This is a genomic window from Pseudomonas sp. B21-040 (assembly GCF_024748695.1).
Lineage (GTDB): Bacteria > Pseudomonadota > Gammaproteobacteria > Pseudomonadales > Pseudomonadaceae > Aquipseudomonas.
Map to the genome: position 1 here is coordinate 3,256,467 of NZ_CP087176.1, position 20,702 is coordinate 3,277,168.

Consider the following 20,702-nt stretch of genomic DNA (forward strand, 5'->3'; position numbering starts at 1 on the left):
GTCAGTTAGACCGCGTCGATACCATCGCGGGCAAGCCATGCTCCTACAGTGGATTGTGTTTCTTCAGGTATTGCGCGGTTTACGGCCCGACACGAAGTGGCTCACGTCATTAAACCCCGGTGTCGACGAGTGCCCAGGCACCACCAGCGAATCAATAAACGCCTCATCTTCAGCCGTAATCTTCACCGCTTGCGCTTTGGTGTAGGCGTCCCATTGTTCTTCAGTACGGGGCCCAACGATGGCCGACGTCACCGCACCGTTGTTCAACACCCAGGCGATAGCAAACTCGACAATCCCCACGCCACGTTCCTGGGTGTACTGCTGAATCTGCTGGGCAATGCGCAACGACTCAACCCGCCATTCGGTTTCCAGAATGCGTTTGTCGGCGCGCCCGGCACGGCTGTTGGCGTCCGGCTTCACGTCCGGCGCGTATTTGCCGCTGAGCACACCCCGCGCCAACGGGCTGTAAGGCACCACCCCCAGGCCGTAGTTTTGCGCGGCAGTCATCTGCTCGGTTTCCACCTGGCGGTTGACGATGTTGTACAGCGGTTGACTGATCACTGGCCGGTCGACGCCCAGTTGATCGGCCACGCGAATCACCTCGGCGATACGCCAGCCACGGTAGTTCGACAAACCCCAGTAACGGACCTTGCCCTGGCGAATCAGATCGCCCATCGCTGACACGGTCACTTCCAACGGCGTGTTGTGGTCTTCGCGGTGCAGGTAATAGATGTCGAGATAGTCGGTGCCCAAACGCGTCAGGCTGGCGTCGATGCCGTTGAACAGGTGTTTGCGGCTCAAGCCGCTGCGGTTCGGCACACCGTCCACCGGGCCGAAGCCGACCTTGGTCGCCAGCACCCATTCATGCCGATTGCCGGCAATCGCTTCGCCGACGATTTCTTCCGAACGTCCGCCCGTGTAAACGTCCGCAGTGTCGATGAAATTGATGCCCTGGTCCCAGGCCTTGTCGATGATCCGCAGGGAATCTTCGGTGCTGGTCTGTTCGCCGAACATCATCGTGCCCAGGGTCAGGGTAGAGACCTGCAAACCCGAATGACCCAGCGTGCGATAGCTCATGAGGAAATCCTTTTACCGGTGGGAGAAAGGCCTCAATCAAATACCAGAACCGTCGTCGGGAGCAATCGGAATATCCGCTCAATTAATCGGTGGGCGCATTGGCAATAAACAGCAATGTTTAAACGGTCGGAATGGATGGGGCTGGAGGCTACATAACCTTGCGCCGTTACCTACGACTGCGCCAGAATCCGCCGGCTTGTGCGCCTTGGGCCTGGGTTCTATCGTTTGCTCGTCGCTGAAAAACAGCGATCGGGTTTGGTAGCCCGGGATTTACGTAAGGTTCGCAGCATCACTATTTCGTGGCGTTTTTCGTCTCGACTTTATGGTGGTCATGCACAGGGCGTCTTCGGGCGCGCCGGTCTCCTTGCGTCCCGGTCTACCAACCTGCGTATGGCCACCACCTCTTCGTTTGGTAGCGAAAGTGATGGCTCCTTATTCGACGCAAGGAGTTTCATCTATGTTCAAGATCACACCCAACCCACCAGAAACCGACACCGACGACGTTTCCCCCTACGATTCCACCGACTCCAAAAAGCTCAACACCGCCGCCGACCGAGCCCTCGATTACTACCTCAAACCGGTCATCCCCAAAGACACCCCACGCAAACCCAGCACGATCTACTTCGTAGGCTCCAACACCGATCACGAAACCCTGCTGGTCAATGCCTGCGAGACGTTGGCGTCAGCGAGTGTCATGTTGAGTGATTTCGCCGGGCAATTGAACGGAACACAGCGCCACACCCTGCTGGGCATTCAAAACTCGGTCATGCTGGGCGAACTGGCGGTGAACCAGATGCTCGACAACGTCGACCCCCATGTCTAACACCGATTAGTTAAGCCACTACGCGATCTGTAGCAGCTGGCGCAGCCTGCGTTCGGCTGCGAAGCAGTCGTGAAACCGGAACATGTGGTCTTCCTGAAACACCGCATCGTCTGATTTCACGACTGCTGCGCAGCCGAACGCAGGCTGCGCCAGCTGCTACAAATTGCGTTACTGAAAATTCATCGGCATTAGCCGAAAGGGCCGTTTTTTATCGGTGTAGAACAGGCTTACACCCGCAACGTGCGCGTCATGCGCAGCGCCAGCAAGCTGCCGCACACGATCACGCCTGCCAGCAGGTACAACGCCGCATCGGTCGAACCGGTGCTGTCCTTGACCCAACCCACGAGGTACGGGCTGAGGAAACCCGCCATCTGCCCCATCGAGTTGATCAACGCCAAGCCACCCGCCGCCGCGCCCGCGCTCAGCAGCGCCGTTGGCACCGGCCAGAACATCGGCAGGCCGGTGAGGGCGCCCATGGTGGCGATGGTCAGGCCGAGAATCGCAATGGCCGGCGTCGTCGCAAAGTTCACCGCGATCAGCAGGCCGACTGCGCCCATCAGCATCGGCACCACCAAGTGCCAGCGGCGTTCTTTGCGCAAATCCGCCGAGCGACCGACCATCAGCATGAAAACGGCGGCCAACAGGTACGGAATCGCGCTCAGCCAGCCAATCACCATGTTGTCGCTGAAGCCCAGGTTCTTGATGATCGACGGCAGCCAGAAGTTGATCGCGTAGACACCGCTCTGAATGCAGAAGTAGATCAAGCCGAACGCCCAGATCGCCGGGTTCTTGAACACCGCCGACAACGAATCGGTGGTGGTTTTCGGTTTGTTGGCCAGGTCTTCAGCGTGATCCGCTTCCAGCACCGAGCGCTCAAACGGGGTCAGCCATTTGGCGTTGGCGTAGCTGTCGCTCAACAGGAAATAGGCGAGGGCGCCGAGGATGATGGTCGGAATGCCTTGCAGCAGAAACATCCACTGCCAGCCGGCCAAGCCGCCCTGGCCTGCACCAAAGTGATTGAGGATCCAGCCGGAGAACGGGCTGCCCAGCAGGCCGGACACCGGGATCGCCGACATGAACAGCGCCATGATGCGGCCACGGCGGAAAGTCGGGAACCACTGCGAGAGGTACAGCACCACGCCCGGGAAGAACCCGGCTTCGGCCGCGCCGGTGAACAGGCGCAAGGTGTAGAACTCGGTCGGGGTGGTGACGAACAGCAGGCAGGTCGACAACGTGCCCCAGACGATCATCATCAACGCGATCCAGCGCCGTGGGCCAAACTTGGTCAGGGCCAGGTTGCTTGGCACGCCGCACAGCACGTAGCCGATAAAGAAAATACCGGCACCGAGGCCGTACACGGTTTCGCTGAATTTCAGCGCGTCGAGCATCTGCAACTTGGCAAATCCAACGTTCACCCGGTCGAGGTAGTTGAACAGGTAGCAGATGAAGATGAAGGGAATCAAACGCAGGGTAATGCGTTTGTAGACGGCGTTTTTCTCGTCAACGATGGCCTGGGTAGCGGCGGCGCTCTGTGACATGGCGGCTCTCTCTTTATTATGATTTTTTGCGATGCAAGGGTAACGTTGATCGCCCAGTGAGTCTCGGTCACGCCCCGGGTTGTTGTCTTTGTGCCTGAGCACAGGGTTTGCGACCAAGGCCTGTGCGGGTGAACAACCCGTCCCACCCCGTTTTCAAGGATCCCCGTTATGTTCGAACTCGATCACGACCTGGCCCAGGACATCGTCGACCGGGCAATGGCCATCCTGCCGTACAACGTCAACGTCATGGACAGCCAGGGATTGATTCTTGGCAGCGGCGAACCCGAACGCATCAACACCCGCCACGAAGGCGCGCAACTGGTGCTGGCCAATGGTCGAGTGGTGGAAATCGACGCGCAGACCGCGATTCATCTCAAGGGCGTGCAGCCGGGCATCAACCTGCCGCTGTTGCTCGATGGGCGCTTGATTGGCGTGCTCGGCATTACCGGCGAACCCGAGGCGCTGCGCACCTATGCCGAACTGGTGCGAATGACCGCGGAAATGCTCGTGGGCCAGCGCAATCAGCAGGCCGAGCAGCAATGGCGGCGTCAGCGTTGCGATGATCTGCTGGCATTGTTGCTGAGCGAGGCGGGGGACTCACCTCGGTTGCTGGATGAAGCACAGCAATTGGGGCTCAAACCGCAAATGACCCGGGTGCCTTACCTGTTTGAGTTGGGTATGGAGCACGGCCCGACGCAAACCGTTGAAGCGCTGAGTGCCTGGCTGAGCACGCGTTACCCGGACAGTTGGTGCGTCAGTTCAGCCAAGTCGTCGTTGCTGTGGTGCCGACCGGCCGCGCAAACCATTGAGAATGATCGGTTGCTGGAAAAGCTCGATGGCCTGGGCTGGAACATTCTGCGCATCGCCGTGGGCGGGCAGGCCGATGGCTTGTCGGGGTTGCGGCGCTGCTACCGGCGGGTCGGCGACTTGCTGGCGTATGGGCGCGATGTATTGCCGCGATCACGTTTGCTGACGCTGACCCGTTATCGATTGCCGGTGATGCTCTGGCGCCATCGTAACGACGACGCACTGGATGAGTTGCTCAAGCCGTTGCGCAAAGTCATCGCCAAGGACAGCAACGGCCAGTTGCTCGCGACGTTGCGCAGTTGGTGTGATCACGATGGCCAAAGCCAGGCCTGTGCCGATGCGCTGGGCATTCATCGCAACAGCTTGCGCTATCGAATGGAGCGAATCGCCGAGTTGAGCGGCGTTGATCCGCTCAAGCTGGACGGCATGCTTGCGCTCTATCTCGGCGTGCAGCTCCTGCCCCAAACCGACTGACCTAACACAAACCCTGTAGCAGCTGCCGAGCCTGCGAGGCTGCGTTCGGCTGCGCAGCAGTCGTAAAACCGGTAAGCATGATTTACCTGACACACCGCAGCGCATGATTTCACGACGGCTTCGCCGCCGAACGCAGCCTCGCAGGCTCGGCAGCTGCTACGGTGACTGTGTGGGTTTTGTGGAAATGAACAATAAACGCCATGGCCACTTGTGCAACGGACTGGCGTTATTGTTTCTGCCGACTGGCAGCATGGAGCGCATTGGAACTGGAGAACTCGCATGAAAATCGTCATCGCCCCCGATTCGTTCAAAGACAGCCTCAGTGCCCAAGGTGTGGCCGACGCCATTGCGCTGGGGCTGGCAGAGGTCTGGCCAGACGCGCAATTGATCAAGTGCCCGATGGCTGACGGCGGGGAGGGGACGGTCGAGTCGATTCTGGCCGCGTGCGAAGGCGAATTGCGCCGCACGAATGTACGGGGGCCGCTCGGGGCGATGGTCGACGCCGCATGGGGTTGGCTGCCGAAGAACCACACCGCAATCATCGAAATGGCTGAAGCCAGCGGCCTGCAACTGGTCCCGCCAGGCCAGCGTGACGCGTGCACCAGCAGCACCTTCGGCACCGGTGAATTGATTCGCGCGGCGCTCGATGCCGGGGCGCAACGGGTGATTCTGGCGATTGGCGGCAGTGCCACCAACGACGGCGGCGCCGGGGCGATGCAGGCGCTGGGTGTGAAGTTGCTGGATGCGCAGGGGCAGCCCCTGGCGCCGGGCGGCTTGGCGTTGACGCAACTGGATCGCATTGATCTGAGCGACATGGATTCGCGTCTGAGCGGGGTGCGCTTCGACATTGCCGCTGACGTCAACAACCCCTTGTGTGGCCCTCACGGCGCATCAGCGATTTTCGGCCCGCAAAAAGGTGCATCGCCCGAGCAGGTGCAGCAACTGGACAGCGCGCTCGGGCACTTCGCCGATCTGTGCGCCGATGCGCTGGGTCATGACGTCAAGGATGAACCCGGCAGTGGCGCGGCAGGTGGCTTGGGGTTTGCTGCCAAGGCCTTCCTCGGTGCGCAATTTAAAGCCGGGGTGGAAGTGGTCGCCGAGTTGGTCGGGTTGGCCGAGGCCGTTAAAGGTGCCGATCTGGTGATGACCGGCGAAGGACGCTTCGATGCCCAGACCTTGCGTGGCAAGACGCCGTTTGGCGTGGCGCGCGTTGCCCGGGAGCAGGGCGTGCCGGTGATCGTGATCGCAGGCACTTTGGGTGAGGGGTATCAGGCGTTGTACGAACATGGCATCGATGCCGCGTTTGCCTTGGCGAGCGGGCCGATGACGCTGGAACAAGCGTGCGCCGAGGCACCTCGGTTGTTGCAGGATCGAGCCAGTGACATCGCCCGGGTCTGGCGGATCGCCAAAGCCTGACGCAACGCTCGTAGCCGCTGTCGAGCCTGCGAGGCTGCGTCCGAACTGCGCAGCAGTCGCAGGATTTGAACAGCGCGACCGCTTCGCCGCCGCAACGCTCGTAGCAGCTGTCGAGCCTGCGAGGCTGCGTCCGAACTGCGCAGCAGTCGCAGGATTTGAACAGCGCGACCGCTTCGCAATCGAACGCAGCCTTCGGCAGCTGCTACAGGTGATTGTGTTTCACGGTTGAAGCACTCGCCCCCCCCCCGAAATATATTTCTCCAATCCCCGCAAAAATCCTCATCTTCAGCCGATACCCACAATAGACGCTCAAACACCCGATTCGACAGTGGCGCCAAGCTGACAAGGTGCGCGCCAACGCCCGCCAGTCAGCGATCACAGCATGGACGCTCGTAGCCTCAATCTTCCGAGAATCATCCTATGTCACTGCGTAATCTGAACATCGCGCCTCGAGCTTTCCTGGGTTTCTCCTTTATTGCCTTGCTCGTCATCGCGCTGGGCGTGTTTGCCATCAACCGCATGTCGATCATCCGCCAGGCTTCCATTGATATGGAAAGCACGCAGCTGCCCAGCGTCAGTTTCCTGGGCAACATGACCGAGAACGTCCTGCGACTGCGCATCCTTTCTTTCCGTGTGCTGACCAACCGCGAACCGGCCGCGTTGCAGGAAGCGCAAACACGCATCGGTGTGCTCATCGACAAATTGCACAGTGCCCAAGCCAGTTACGCAACGTTGCCTGCCCAGCCGGAAGAAGCGGCGTTGTACAAGACATTCATGGCAACACTGGACGGCTACCTGCAAGCGCAAAACCAGATGATGGAGCTGTCGCGCCAGAACCAGCTCGACGAGATGCGTACCCTGATCAATACGCGGATCAAGGACGGAACCGACCAGATGGGCGAGCAGTTGAACAAACTGGTGGCCCTCAACAACGGCTACGCCAAGGCGGCGGGTGTCGAGGCGGGCGAACATTACAGCAGCGCCATTACGGGTATCGTCGCCGTCTCGATCATGGCAGCAGTATTGACGGTGTTGCTGGCCTGGTTGCTGACCCGCAGCATCGTTACCCCGCTGAACCGCGCCGTGCAGGCGGCCGAAACCATCGCCGGTGGCAACCTGACCAAAGTTATCGACATTGACGGCAACGACGAACCGGCGCGGTTGCTCGGTGCCTTGGCCACGATGCAGGCCAACCTGCGCAAAACCATCGAACAGATTGCCGGTTCGGCCACGCAATTGGGTGCCGCTGCCGAAGAACTGAGCACCGTGACGCAAGAAGCCTCGCGCGGACTGCAACAGCAAAACAACGAAATCGAACAAGCCGCCACGGCCGTCAACGAAATGACCGCCGCTGTGGAAGAAGTGGCGCGCAACGCCGTGTCCACGTCCGAAGCGTCAAGCCAGTCGACTCAAGCCGCCCGCGAAGGGCGCGACCGGGTGGTGGAAACCGTCGACGCGATCCAGACCATGACCCATGACGTGCAAAACACTTCGCTGATGATTGAAGGCCTGGCCGCGCAGGGTCGTGACATCGGCAAAGTGCTGGACGTGATCCGCGCCATCGCCGAACAAACCAATCTGCTGGCGCTCAACGCCGCCATCGAAGCTGCCCGTGCCGGTGAAGCCGGACGGGGTTTTGCCGTGGTCGCGGACGAAGTGCGGGCGCTGGCTCATCGCACCGCGCAGTCGACTCAGGAGATCGAAAAAATGGTCGCCGGCATTCAGAACGGCACCGGCGAAGCGGTTTCGTCGATGCAGCAAAGCAATCAGCGCACCCAAAGCACTCTGGAAATGGCCCGCGCCGCCGGCATCGCACTGGAGCAGATCACTCAGTCGATTCATTTGATCAACGAACGCAACCTGGTGATCGCCAGCGCTTCGGAAGAGCAGGCGCAAGTGTCCCGTGAAGTCGACCGCAACCTGGTGAACATCCGTGACCTGGCCACTCAGTCTGCCGCCGGAGCCAACCAGACCAGTGCCGCTACCCATGAGCTGTCGCGCCTGGCGGTGGACTTGAATGCCATGGTGGCGCGTTTCGTGATTTGAGATAGGGTGAGGGCTGGGAGTTCGCGCGCGACAGGAGAACCACATGCGCTATTCAGCCTTGACCCAACGAATCGCCGGCGACGGAGCCGCCGCCTGGCAGATTCATGACCGAGCGCTGGAAATGCGCGAGCAGGGCGTCGATGTCCTGCTGTTGTCGATTGGCGATCCAGACTTTGACACGCCACAACCCATTGTCCAGGCCGCCATCGACAGTTTGCAGGCCGGCGACACCCATTACCCGGAGGTGCGCGGCAGTCGAGGGCTGCGTAACAGCATCGCGCGCCGCCATTGCCAGCGCAGCGGCCAAGCGGTGGATGGCGACCATGTGATCGTGTTCCCGGGGGCGCAATGCGCGGTGTATTCGGTCGCGCAATGCCTGCTCGATCCGGGTGATGAAGTGATCGTCGCCGAACCGATGTACGTGACCTACGAAGGCGTGTTCGGCGCCTGCGCCGCGACAGTCGTGCCGGTGCCGGTTCGACCGGAAAACGGCTTTCGCGTCGACCCGGCGGATGTCGCGGCACGGATCAGCCCGAAGACCCGAGCCATCCTGCTCAACAGTCCCAACAATCCGTCCGGCGCGAGTTTGCCGTTGCCCACCTGGCAAGCGCTCGCGGCGTTATGCGTGCGCCATGACCTGTGGCTGATCAGCGATGAGGTCTACAGCGATCTGTTGTTCGAGGGCGAACACACCAGCCCGGCGAGTTTGCCGGGCATGGCCGAACGCACCGCGACCATCAACAGCCTGTCCAAATCCCACGCCATGAGCGGCTGGCGGGTCGGCTGGGCGATTGGCCCCAAACCCATGGCCGAGCACCTTGTGAACCTGTCGTTGAGCATGCTGTTCGGGATTCCGGATTTCATCCAGAACGCGGCGCAAGTGGCGCTTGATGAAGACCTGCCGGAAGTGGCGCTGATGCGCGAAGAATATCGCCAGCGCCGCGATCTGGTGTGCGCGGCATTGAGCGATTGCCCGGGGCTGCGCCCGATCCGCCCGGATGGCGGCATGTTTGTGATGGTGGACGTGCGCCAGACCGGGCTCGGCGCCCAGGGCTTTGCCGAGCGGTTGCTGGAAGGCTATGGCGTTTCGGTGCTGGCCGGGGAGGCGTTCGGGCCGAGTGCGGCGGGGCATATCCGGATCGGCTTGGTGGTCGATCAGGTGAAACTGGCTCAGGCGTGTCGGCGCATTGCGCTGTGTGCGGTGGACCTGCTGGGGGCGCGGCGAGCCTGAAAGGTTTTTGCCGGGTTTGATGGCCTCATCGCTAGCGAGGGTGTGCGGCATTCCGCTGTGGGGGCGGGCTTGCCCGCGAAGACGCCATAACATTCACCGCCCCCCCTAGGACCGCCCTACGAACATCCAACTGCTCCGAAAAACCCAGGTTACGCACCGGTCCCTTATTCCCCCACCCCGCTAGAACAAACACTCACACGCACTTTGCCCCACTCTCGATGGTCGCCGTCTATTGGAAGGCTTCACGGGAGGCGTGAGCTCGCTGAAACCCTTTTCGGAAAACACCAATCCTCAACGACGGTTGAAGTTCTGTGACATTAAAAGTGAGTGGTAACCGACGAACGGTATTGGAACCTGTCAAATATGACAGTAGGCAAGTGTATTAACTTGGCGCCTAATTTATCCAGACATGAATTCACAGTTCGAAGTTAGCCGGAGGTAAAAATGCCAGCCGCCACGCCACTGATCTTCGACACTCCCAAAGTCATCGGCGTCTATGACGCCGATGTGGATCCGGAGGGCAATATTCCTTCGGAGTTGTTGCAAACGGGCATTGATGTCGTGATTCCATTGTGGCCTGAGCCTTCAACCGAGCCCGATGAGCGCGATATTTTAACGGTGTATTTTGAGCGTACAGGTCAGGTATTGGCTCCGATTGTAAATACCTACTACCCGCAGGATCTGCAGCCAGAGTTTATTGTTCATTTGGGGCCGGAGTATTTACGTGGGGATGGCGTCGCTGAATTGTGGTATGAACTTCTTAATTCGGCTGATAATCACTCTTATTCCTTTCGTCGTAACCTGACTATCGATCATGCACCTATTAAAAACGACCTTGTAGAAGCGCACTTTCCCCATGCTACGATAAACGGATATTTGAATTGCTCAACGGTTCCACCCTTATGGAGTGGTGTGACGGTTGAAATTGCACCTCTTGGTAGTGAATACGCGATCGGTGATCGAATTGAAGTGGAGTGGGAAGGGTTCGATAGTTTGAATGGCAGCGGTGCTCCTATTGCCAATACTTATAAAAAAATTACAAAAACAATTCAAGCGGACACTGAACTTCGAGAGAGTTTCACGGTGGTGGTGTTGCCCTATGAAGTTCATATAAAACCGATGATAATTAAATCGTCGGCCATAGTGAAATACAGTGTTTATCGGGGGGGGGGATTAAAGGGAAGAGCTCCAGCGGGGTTAGTGAGAATAGACAGAATCATACCCGGAACTGATCTTCCCTGTGGACCTTGATGAAAGGGCGAAGTGTATAAAGCAGTAAAAAACAGGTGCGCACTGAACGCATTGTATGGTGTGAGCGTTGCGCTATCGATTGTTGGTCTATGGAGACGGTAAATGAACGCTAAAGTCGAACGCGGCACACTTTCAAGAGCCCTGGTGCTTCAAAACAATCATCAGCGCATCGGCGGCATTCTTGCAGATCCACCTGCTGTTACAATTACTGCGCAAACGCTATTGCCCGACCTGCGCATACCGGTGGCTGACGCACGGTCACCTCTTGAATATTCCATTCCCCAGCCCTCAGAGCCTGAAGATGAGGATGACTTGATCCAATTCAAGATTCGTCGTAAAGGCGAGCCCTCTTGGGAAGATATTGAACCCGACCTTGATCTGTGACCGGTGGCGAATCGAGTATGGCCGCTGATACGAACAATCCCTGTGAGTTTCCTGGTAGAAACAGCCACTCCTGAAGATCCTACAGAATACGAAGTGCAATATATTTATTGGTACGGTGCCACGAATGAAGGGACTTCCGAGCTGACAACGTTTGCCATCGATTTTACACCTCCTTATAAAGTGAAAAACCCGGTAGCGGACCGTTCTCCCGGGGCACCGTCGTTTCCTGCTGACATCGGGCCAGGGGTGCCTATCGATGAAACGGTTATCGACAGGCACCCGGCCGGGATACTCATTCGGGCCGCGACTTACGGCGCTTGGTTAGACACCGATTACATCAGGGTTTACTGGGGGCTGGCTCCAGATATCGATCGAGACCTGCCTGCATTCGAAGGTCCATTGCCTTCGAATTTTTCGGTCACTATTCCGATCGATAAATTTTCAGGCTCCGAAGAGGGCGTAAATACGATGGTTTATACCGTGACCGATTTGGTGACGAATCGGAGCAAACGATCAAACCCGGCGAGACGGACAGTAAAATTCCTTGGTGATCCAACCACGATATTGCCGCCATTGGTGCCGCTGGCAAGTGGTGCTGGTGGAGATGACCGGATCGATCTCGCCGATTGCCGGGTGGGTGTACAAATTGAGATTACAGTACCGACATCCAACGCGCCGGGGGACACGATTATCGCCTTTTGGGGCACGGAGGAACTTAGCGAGGAAAGAGTAGGGATCAATACTGCGTTAGTATGGGACGTTGAGTTCGATGTCATTAAAAAAGTGTATGGCGTCACTGATGGAGATGTGGTGACGAACATCAGCTATAAAATGTTTAGAGGGACTCGGAAAATTGCAGAGAGTGATATAAATATCAATGTCGATATTTCTTATCCAGGTCCGATCAATCCCGGTGAACCGGATCCTGTCAATATTTTACTTGATGCTCCGAGGCTGGAGTCGGCAAACGGAAACCTCGATCAAATTCTTGATGAAGATTATGGTGAGGATGCCACCATTTTCATTGATCTTTATGACGCGCCCGCCACGGAAGAAGGAATTTTAATTGATGTCTATTATGACAATGAACGAATAGACACCCTTGAGTTAACAGGTGGGCAGGAAGGCACAACCCTTCAAACAACGTTGCCATGGGCAACAATACTCGGCCACTCAAACGGAACAAAAATTCTACATTGGGTGCTGTATACGCTAACGGGACCCAACTCGATGGGGTCTCCTCCCAAGGATATCGATGTTCAGGCCAATTTGATTGAAACACCGATGCCTTTGGTTTTGGGCCTTGCAGGTCCGCTGCGACGGATTGGCTGCCCGACATTGAACTTTGGCGGTGACGGAACGCTCCGGCGAAACCTGATGGTGAATGTACCGAAAAGTGCCTATACGGTTGACGGTGAAACTATTACGTTGAAGTGGGCGGCCTATACTGCTGACTCACCACCAGTTCTGATCCCAGGGACTGAAGTCACCGTCGATCATGTTATTTCGGGTGTATATCCTGATGACGGTGTTGACATAGAAATCGGTGATTATAATACCCACTTCAGACCGGCGAATCGCGCCGATGGCAAGTTGACTTACACTATTACACTTTCTGGTGGTGGTGTGACGCCTGATTCTTTGCCGGCCGTTCACCGCGTACTGTTGACTAATAGTGAAGGGCAATACTGCGAAGAAGCGAATCCATAAACTTGGGTAACAAAGACATACGCAGGGCCGCGAGTGGAAGCACATCACTCGCGGTTCGCGTTGCCATGCCGTAATTTTTACGGATAGAGAGAATTCTAACGGACTTAATCCTAGCAATAAAAGGATAAATCCTACAGATCGTTGAGCCGCCTCCATATAACCTAGCGCCCCCCAATAAGTTGGTGACTCAGTACCAGCTTTCCAGTTTATCAAGGCAGGTGTCTACTATGCGCGACAAAGCATCATTCCTCCCTGAACAAGCAACGCAGTGGTCTTGGTTGATTACAACATTTCCTGTGGTTTTCATGTCGTTTGCTACAGCCGCTCCTGTCGTGGGCGGGAATGTGACGATCAATGGCGGTACGCCTGAAAGCTGGAACCTCAGCCAGAATGCAACATTGACGGTCAATGGCGCGCAAACGCTTGGCATTATTTCTGACAATTCAACACTCAATGTTAACTCGGGCAGCAATACCCAACAGATTTCGGTGCGCAATAATTCTGTCGTTAATCTGAGCGGCGCAACGGTATCCGGCGTCAGTGGTTTGGCCGCTGTTTTACTCAGCAACAGCACCGGCACAATCGACAACAGTACGATTACGGGTAATAGCGTGGGGTTGCAGGCGGTACGCAATGTCAGCACCCAAACCGGCTCCAACGTGGCCGTCACCGGTAGCACCATCAGCGGTGTTACGGGGGGCGTTCTGGCCAGTGCGTTCTCCAAACTCGGCCTTGTTAATTCAACCGTACAAGGAACCGCCATTACAAGTTACGGGCTTCGTTTACTGAGTGGGCAGGCTACAGCCACGGGCAGCAACATTATCGGGGGGCAAAACGGCGTGCTCATCAACCTCGACCCTAACGTCGTGCAACCTGCTGCGCTGCAACTCGAAAACACCCTTGTCCAGGGTAAAACCGGTTCGGCGATCCTGGTGAATTTCGCCAACGCTGGTGCGACAACTGCAACTATCACGGTGAGTAATTCGCAGCTGTTAGCGGGGAACGACACACTGCTCGATGTCAGAGGCGGCGCCAATACGTCCATGACGGTGAACGGCAGCACATTGAATGGCAATATCGTGACGGAACAGGGCAGCACGACTCAACTGACCTTGCAGAACAACTCGGTATTGACTGGGCGTCTGGAAAATGTCGCCAATACAACCATCAATGACAGCTCCCAGTGGGTGTTGGTGGGTGACAGTCAGGTCAACAACTTGACCCTCAACGGCGGTACGGTAGTGATGGGGCCTGCCGATTCTTTCTTTCAATTGAATGTCACCAACCTTTCGGGCAATGGCCGGTTTGTGATGGGTACAGATTTCAGCACCGGTCAGACCGATCTGCTGAATGTAACGGGGAACGCGACGGGCACGCATGAACTGTTGATTTCCAGCAGTGGGGTCGATCCGGCGGCAGGTGAACCCATTCGAGTTGTCCATACAGCAGGAGGGGATGCGCAGTTCTTCATCGACAAGGCCGTAGACCTTGGGGCGTTTTCCTACAGCCTGGCGAAAAATGGTGACGACTGGATTCTGGATCCGACCAACCGCACCGTCAGTCCTGGCGCCCGTTCGGTGCTTGCGTTGTTCAACACCGCGTTGCCGTCTTGGTATGGTGAACTGACCTCGTTACGGACTCGAATGGGTGAGTTGCGCTTCAATGGCGGTCAATCGGGAGGCTGGATTCGTGCCTATGGCAACAAGTACAACATTGCCGATGGCTCCGGGGTTGGCTACCAACAAACCCAACAAGGTTTCACCTTGGGCGCCGATGCGCCGCTGCCGGTGGGCGATGGTCAATGGTTAGTGGGTGTGATGGCAGGTCATAGCAAATCCGACCTGAATCTGGACGCTGGCACATCGGGAACTGTGAGCAGTTACTACCTCGGTACTTACACCACTTGGCTGGACGCAAAAAGCGGTTACTACTTCGATGGCGTCCTGAAAGCCAACAGGTTTCGAAACGACGCGAAAGTCGGCTTGAGCGTAAGGGATCCACGAACCCCACATTCAAAGCCGCCTATTGAAGCCTGATGCTGTACTCCCGATTTCTTTCCGGAGCCAGCCCCTCATGATGCGACCCGACGCCAAAGTCGAAAAAGTGTACCTCTACCCCAAGCCTGTCGACTTCCGGAAATCCATCGACGGTCTGGCCGCCCTGGTCGAGCTGGATATTAAAGTCGCCGTTTTCGACCCGGTGCTTTTCGTATTTCTGAATCGCCACCGTAACCGAGTGAAGATCCTCTATTGGGAGCGCAACGGCTTCTGTCTTTGGCTCAAGCGCCTGGAGTCCGAGCGGTTCAAAACGTCGCCTGACGCCACCGACGAAGCCATCGTCTTGAGTGTCCAAGAACTGAACTGGCTGCTCGACGGTTTTGATCTCTGGCGCAACCGTCCGCATCAGGTTCTGACTCCACGTTTCGTGGCTTAACCCGGTATAATCCGGGCATGACTTTCATGCCCGACGACCTTCCAGACGATCCTGTTTTGCTCAAGCAAATGTTGCTTGAGGCATTCAGTCGTCAAGAGGAAGTGGCGCAGTCCTACCAGACCCACATCGTCGATTTGAAAGAACAGATCAAGTTGCTGCGCGACCGTCTGTTCGGACGTAAATCCGAACAGACCGTTGAGCCCAACACGCCGCAACTGGCTCTTTTCAACGAGCCAGAAAGCGAACCGATATCTCTCATCGTCGATATCGAAGAAGAAGTCGTTGCACCGACCCCGCGCCGTGGCAAACGCAAACCATTGTCGGCTGACCTGCCGCGTATCGAAGTCATCCACGAGCTGCCTGAGCACGAACTGACCTGTGCCTGCGGTTGCCGCAAACACGCCATCGGTGAAGAAACCAGCGAGCAACTGGACATTGTGCCAATGCAGATCCGGGTGATCAAACACATCCGCAAGGTTTACGGCTGCCGCGGTTGTGAAACGGTGCCGGTTATCGCCGACAAACCCGCCCAACTCATCGAAAAGAGCATGGCCAGCCCGAGTGTGCTGGCGATGCTGTTGACCACCAAGTATGTCGATGGCTTGCCGCTGCATCGTTTTGAGACGGTATTGAGCCGACACGGTATCGATATCCCACGTCAGACGCTGGCACGTTGGGTTATCCAGTGCGGTGAGCACTTGCAGCCGCTGCTGAATTTGATGCGCGACCGCTTACTGGAAAGTCCAGTCATCCACTGTGATGAGACTCGCGTCCAGGTACTCAAAGAACCGGATCGAGATCCGACCAGCCAGTCCTGGATGTGGGTGCAGGCCAGCGGCCCGCCGGATCGAAAAGTCGTGCTGTTCGACTACACCTCCAGCCGTGCGCAGGAAGTGCCATTGCGCTTGCTGGAAAGTTATCGCGGCTACGTGATGACCGACGATTACGCAGGTTATAACGCGTTGGCGTTGCAACCGGGGGTGGAACGCCTGGCGTGCATGGCCCATGTCCGGCGCAAGTTCGTCGATGCGCAAAAAGTGCAGCCCAAGGGCAAGACGGGGCGTGCCGATATCGCGCTGACCATGATTAACAAGTTGTATGGCGTCGAGCGCGAACTCAAGGACACCAGCGATGAACAGCGTTTTATTGGTCGTCAGGAAAAGAGCTTGTCGATCCTGGGTCAGTTGAAAAGTTGGCTGGAGAAAACGCAGCCACAGGTGACGCAACAAAGTGTGCTGGGCAAGGCCGTGAATTATCTGGCCAGCAACTGGAGCCGGCTGGAACGCTACGTGGAGGCTGGGTTTTTACCGATCGACAACAACCCGGCAGAGCGTGCAATAAAACCGTTTGTGATCGGGCGCAAGGCATGGCTGTTCAGCGATACGCCTAAAGGCGCTACCGCGAGTGCCCAGATCTACAGCTTGGTCGAGACCGCCAAGGTCAACGGCCAGGAACCCTATACGTGGCTGCGCCACGTACTGGAGCGACTGCCACATGCGCAGTCGGTGGCCGACTACGAAGCGCTACTGCCGTGGAACTGCTCACCGGAAATGCCAAGGTAAACCAGAACTCCATCCTGAAGTAGGTGGGGTTTATGGATCACGTACACTTGAGCGATGGGGCCCGGGCACAGGGCAATTATGACAATACAGGCTTTGGCGGTTCCGTCGAGTTCGGCCGACATATTGAATTCGCCAACGGTAATTTCCTTGAGCCATTTACTCAATGGTCGGCCGTAGTCATTGAAGGAAAGGATTATTCTCTGGACAACGATTTGCAAGCTGAAGGGGATCCCACCCGTTCCTTGCTGGGCAAAGTGGGGCTGACTGCGGGTAAAAATATTGCAATGGAACAAGGAAGTGTGGTGCAACCTTATCTTCGTGCTGCGTGGGCCCACGAATTCGCAAAAAATAATGAAGTCCAAGTGAACAATAATGTCTTTAACAATGATCTTTCTGGCAATCGACTTGAGTTGGGGGCCGGTGTGGCGGTCGCCATGACCAAGCAGTTAAATATGCATGCGGATTTCGATTACAGCACCGGACGAAACTTTGAGCAGCCTTTCGGGATCAACATCGGATTCCGTTATGCGTGGTAAATAAAGCCAGATAGACGATTAATAAAAATCAAACTGGATGGACTGTGTAAAAACCTGGCTGTCTGTTTGACAATTAAAAAATGCTCCGTATTGAAAAATGCGGAGCATTTTTCGTTATGACTTACGTCTATGATAATCACGCAGCCTGGCCCGTCTGTTTCCGGTCTGGATAAAAAAACCGGCTATTTTCAGTAAAAAACAACCGCCCCGAACACGTCGGAGCGTTTGTTGGGACATCGTCGGTTTGTTTGCACCCGGTATGATGGATTTCCTTTATCAAGCCGCTACTAACGCTGCACGGCGACGGTTGGATCGAACTGTATTTCGGCTGGCCGAGAACGTGATCAAAATATTTAGCGTTCTCGGTTGGTCATCGTCGTTATTTTCAACAAGCACACTTACTTCTCCGGAAAAAACTCCGTTTTCATACTCCAATTGCGCGGTACCGGCGTTTTGGGTGTAAATGACCGGATTGTCCGGATTAGTGTTGTCTAAATAGGTAATGCGTGCCTCAGACGCACCTCGCGTCAGATTGTAACGCCCGGCTGCAAGGCCCTTGGAAAATGATAATTTAATTTCTTTTGTCGAATAATCCGGCGAAGGGGCTCGCTGCCTGGCAAACATAACGTGAGCTTCGCCATGTGGTAATGGGAAGGTTCCTTCCGATAACTCCACCAAACCTGCGTTAAATGGTACACCCGAACCAATTGTTCCGATGCAGGAGCCGGCAGCCACGGATTGTTTAATACTATTTTTCAAGATACTCATCAATGCGATCTCCACTGTCATGGCAAGAGGGTATCCCGTTATCTGAGGAAGACTGTCGGGATACTCTATGAAACCTCTATCGAAGTGGCTTTGTAAACTGTCAACTCTGACAGTTTACAAAGTGGGCTTTGATGTGGTTGATATTGATTTTTCGTGTTTTTGTATATCGCCACTGCATTTTAAATATTAACGCTATAAGGCAGTAAATTGAATTAGACGACCCATGCGCTCAAGCATGTTGAACCAAATAACAACAAACCCATGATTCGATAGAAGCTGCGTGTCGTTTTTGTAGAATGAGCTAGTTGCGCCATTCCCGAGCCCAGGAGCGCCCAAGTGCTCAGGCAAGGCAGGGCCACCAAAAAAAACACCAGACTCAAACATATGACGTGATTAAAACGGTCAGGACCGCTGCCGGCAAATACGCTGACGACCGCCATGGCCATTGTCCAGGCTTTCGCATTAATCCATTGCAGGCGCACTGCGGACCAAAAACTTGTTCGCGGGTGGTTGCTGTGGACGCTAGTATCGAATGTTTCGGACGGTGAGTGAAAAATCTGCCAGGCCAGATAACTGAGCCATGCAACGCCAATCCACTGCATAGCCATTTGCAAAAGTGGAACCCGGCTCAAGGACTCGCCAAACCCACACCCCATCAGTAGAACGATGAGCGCTGCGCTAGAGCATGCACCAAAGATGATTGGCAACGACGCCTTGAATCCATAACGGACACTATTGCTCAGCACTAAAATGTTGGTCGGTCCCGGTGTAATAGACGCGACAAACGCAAACAGTAAAAACGGCACCAGGGTGGGGAAGGTGGAAAACATGACTTTGAACTCCCGTGAATGATCGATGCGTCGATCTTCACAAGCATTAGGTCACGCGTCTGGAAGATTTGAGCAGCGCTTGCGGTACATTGCGGGCGTCAATCCATACGCCCGAACAAACCAGCGGCCCAGATGACTCTGATCGGCAAACCCCAACTCCATTGCCACCGTCGCCGGTTGCGCGCCACGGGCGAGCATTCTCCGGGCGGTGGCCAGGCGCAATTGCACCAGATAGGCGTGGGGTGCCATGCCATAAGCAGCCTTGAACGCGCGGGTCAGACGGAAGCGATCAACACCGGTGGCGACGGCCAGTTGGTCTAGGCCGATGTCGTATTGAGCGTTAGCGTGCAGGTATTCCCGAGCCTTCTGCGCCACCAGCGGCAGGCGTGGATCCTCGCCATAGCGGGCGCGCCAGTGCAGGTGGCTGGTCAGGCGTTCGAGCAAACCGTCGAGGGCAGTCTGGCGCACGATCTTCAGTTCGCCGCCATGCAGGGTCTGGAAGGCCAGGCTAGTGGCGCGGGCCAGTCGCGGATCACTGGCCAGGGTATTGGCGAAACTCAATTGACTGTTGTCGGGGGCATTTTCGAAGACCGCACTGAGTTCGCGCTCAAGCCACTGCGGGTCGAGGTAGAGCATGCGATAGGTGAAACCTTCCTCGGTCGGTGCTTCACCGTCGTGGATATCACCCGGTTCAAGCAAAAACACCTTGCCCGGCGTGCTCTGATGCTTCGCCCGCCGGCAGTTGAATTGCTGAACCCCTTGCTCGGTGACACCCACCAGATAGCTGTCATGCCAATGCGGATCGTAGGCATGGCCCTCGAAATGCGCACGCAAGGTCTCGATGCCGGTGTCGGCATCCTGGGCCAGGTCGATCCAGTTGTGAGAATTCATGCGGCACCTGTGGGGCGGATTGCCGACGTATTTAACGCCCGCACCAAGGAGGCTGACTAGAACGTTTGTGCGCGGATCAGTTGAACAGTCCCGCGGCAATGTTGATCGAGAACCCGAGAATCGCCGTGTTGAACAGAAAACCGATCAGCGACTGCGCCAACACGATCTTGCGCAGCTCTCGCGTGGCCACGCCGACATCGGAGGTCTGCACCGCCGCGCTGATGGTGAACGAGAAATACAGGAAGTCCCAGTAATTGGGGTTTTCCAGGCCTTCAGCGAAGCGCAGCGCCAGGCCTTTGCCGCTCCAGGTGTAGAACAGGCGGGCGTAATGCAGGCAGAAAATCACCCCGATCAGCAGCCATGAACCGATCACGGTCATCGCGGTGAAAGCATAATGCAGCAGCTTGTGAGTGGTTTCCTTGTTGCCGGACAGTTCGAAAGTAATGGCAGCCAGGCTGGCAATGGCGGCGATGCACACCACGAACAGCACCAACCCGGCGTTCTCGTCTTCGATCTCGGCAATGCGCTTGACGTCTGGCGACTGGGTGCGGGCGGCGAGCCAAACCATCAGGATCAGGTAGGTCCAGACCGCGACATTCCAGCCAATGAGGATTTTGCTGATGATCGAATCGGCCGGCACCAGAATGCCAACAGCGATGCCGAGCGTAGTAGCGGCGGACAGGCGAGGGTGGGTGTGGGTGAGGAAGGGCATGGAGGCTCGATGCTTCAGGGCTTTTCAGCACCATAGCCCAGGTCAATGCGCTTTTACAGGCACCCGGTCTTTTTGGGGGATCAAAAGGGCTGGCACGAGTCAGGTGGGTATTCAGTTGGTGATCGAGAACCGGCCGTTTTCAATCGTGATGGTCGAGCCATCATTGACGATGCACGTCGCCCTGGCAATTGGACTGTCTTTTCATGACTGACT

At 56.5% G+C, this 20,702-nt stretch carries 18 protein-coding genes; 12 read left to right on the forward strand and 6 right to left on the reverse strand.

Annotated features, from left to right (window positions below; all coding sequences use genetic code 11):
* Positions 1-63: 63 nt before the first annotated feature.
* Positions 64-1,077 carry an aldo/keto reductase gene (locus LOY55_RS15095; protein ID WP_223525284.1) on the reverse strand — a complete coding sequence of 338 codons (1,014 nt, stop codon included), beginning with the start codon at positions 1,075-1,077 and terminating at the stop codon, positions 64-66.
* A gap of 457 nt (positions 1,078-1,534) precedes the next feature.
* Here LOY55_RS15095 and LOY55_RS15100 point away from each other — a divergent pair, with 457 nt between their 5' ends.
* Entirely contained in the window at positions 1,535-1,900 is a 366-nt protein-coding gene (locus LOY55_RS15100; RefSeq protein WP_223525285.1) for a DUF6124 family protein, read from the forward strand.
* A gap of 227 nt (positions 1,901-2,127) precedes the next feature.
* On the opposite strand, the gene LOY55_RS15105 is transcribed toward LOY55_RS15100, so the two are convergent.
* Positions 2,128-3,438 (reverse strand): MFS transporter, encoded by a 1,311-nt coding sequence (locus tag LOY55_RS15105; RefSeq protein WP_077430212.1) that lies wholly within the window; start codon positions 3,436-3,438, stop codon positions 2,128-2,130.
* Positions 3,439-3,606: 168 nt separating this feature from the next.
* Here LOY55_RS15105 and LOY55_RS15110 point away from each other — a divergent pair, with 168 nt between their 5' ends.
* The 11 genes from LOY55_RS15110 (at position 3,607) to LOY55_RS15160 (ending at position 17,288) form a co-directional block, all read left to right on the forward strand.
* Entirely contained in the window at positions 3,607-4,719 is a 1,113-nt protein-coding gene (locus LOY55_RS15110) for a sugar diacid recognition domain-containing protein (protein ID WP_109784770.1), read from the forward strand.
* A gap of 279 nt (positions 4,720-4,998) precedes the next feature.
* On the forward strand, positions 4,999-6,135 hold the full coding sequence (locus tag LOY55_RS15115) for a glycerate kinase (protein WP_258668274.1): 1,137 nt from the start codon (positions 4,999-5,001) through the stop codon (positions 6,133-6,135).
* 420 nt (positions 6,136-6,555) lie between these two features.
* Entirely contained in the window at positions 6,556-8,181 is a 1,626-nt protein-coding gene (locus LOY55_RS15120) for a methyl-accepting chemotaxis protein (protein WP_223525287.1), read from the forward strand.
* A 43-nt stretch (positions 8,182-8,224) separates the two neighbouring features.
* The gene (locus tag LOY55_RS15125; RefSeq protein ID WP_109784774.1) at positions 8,225-9,412 is read left to right on the forward strand and encodes a pyridoxal phosphate-dependent aminotransferase; all 1,188 of its coding nucleotides are present in this window, start codon (positions 8,225-8,227) and stop codon (positions 9,410-9,412) included.
* Positions 9,413-9,856: 444 nt separating this feature from the next.
* Positions 9,857-10,663: a hypothetical protein gene (locus LOY55_RS15130; RefSeq protein ID WP_258668275.1), complete on the forward strand. Its 807-nt coding sequence runs from the start codon at positions 9,857-9,859 to the stop codon at positions 10,661-10,663.
* Positions 10,664-10,765: 102 nt separating this feature from the next.
* Positions 10,766-11,047, forward strand: coding sequence for a hypothetical protein (locus LOY55_RS15135; RefSeq protein ID WP_258668276.1), 282 nt, complete (start codon positions 10,766-10,768; stop codon positions 11,045-11,047).
* A gap of 42 nt (positions 11,048-11,089) precedes the next feature.
* On the forward strand, positions 11,090-12,757 hold the full coding sequence (locus LOY55_RS15140; RefSeq protein ID WP_258668277.1) for a hypothetical protein: 1,668 nt from the start codon (positions 11,090-11,092) through the stop codon (positions 12,755-12,757).
* A gap of 227 nt (positions 12,758-12,984) precedes the next feature.
* The gene (locus LOY55_RS15145; RefSeq protein ID WP_258668278.1) at positions 12,985-14,793 is read left to right on the forward strand and encodes an autotransporter outer membrane beta-barrel domain-containing protein; all 1,809 of its coding nucleotides are present in this window, start codon (positions 12,985-12,987) and stop codon (positions 14,791-14,793) included.
* 37 nt (positions 14,794-14,830) lie between these two features.
* Positions 14,831-15,190: an IS66 family insertion sequence element accessory protein TnpB gene (gene tnpB, locus LOY55_RS15150; protein WP_258668279.1), complete on the forward strand. Its 360-nt coding sequence runs from the start codon at positions 14,831-14,833 to the stop codon at positions 15,188-15,190.
* Between the two features lie 17 nt (positions 15,191-15,207).
* A complete protein-coding gene (tnpC, locus tag LOY55_RS15155) occupies positions 15,208-16,752 on the forward strand; it encodes an IS66 family transposase (protein ID WP_109788266.1) in 1,545 nt (514 codons plus the stop codon).
* 32 nt (positions 16,753-16,784) lie between these two features.
* Positions 16,785-17,288: an autotransporter outer membrane beta-barrel domain-containing protein gene (locus LOY55_RS15160; RefSeq protein WP_258668280.1), complete on the forward strand. Its 504-nt coding sequence runs from the start codon at positions 16,785-16,787 to the stop codon at positions 17,286-17,288.
* A 276-nt stretch (positions 17,289-17,564) separates the two neighbouring features.
* On the opposite strand, the gene LOY55_RS15165 is transcribed toward LOY55_RS15160, so the two are convergent.
* The 4 genes from LOY55_RS15165 to LOY55_RS15180 all read right to left on the reverse strand — a co-directional run bounded on the left by LOY55_RS15165 (position 17,565) and on the right by LOY55_RS15180 (position 20,489).
* A complete protein-coding gene (locus LOY55_RS15165; RefSeq protein WP_146206144.1) occupies positions 17,565-18,056 on the reverse strand; it encodes a hypothetical protein in 492 nt (163 codons plus the stop codon).
* A 212-nt stretch (positions 18,057-18,268) separates the two neighbouring features.
* A complete protein-coding gene (locus LOY55_RS15170) occupies positions 18,269-18,886 on the reverse strand; it encodes a LysE family translocator (RefSeq protein WP_258668282.1) in 618 nt (205 codons plus the stop codon).
* Positions 18,887-18,937: 51 nt separating this feature from the next.
* Positions 18,938-19,777, reverse strand: a complete 840-nt coding sequence (locus LOY55_RS15175; RefSeq protein ID WP_258668283.1) for an AraC family transcriptional regulator — start codon at positions 19,775-19,777, stop codon at positions 18,938-18,940.
* 76 nt (positions 19,778-19,853) lie between these two features.
* A complete protein-coding gene (locus tag LOY55_RS15180) occupies positions 19,854-20,489 on the reverse strand; it encodes a DUF1345 domain-containing protein (RefSeq protein WP_109784780.1) in 636 nt (211 codons plus the stop codon).
* Between the last annotated feature and the right edge of the window lie 213 nt (positions 20,490-20,702).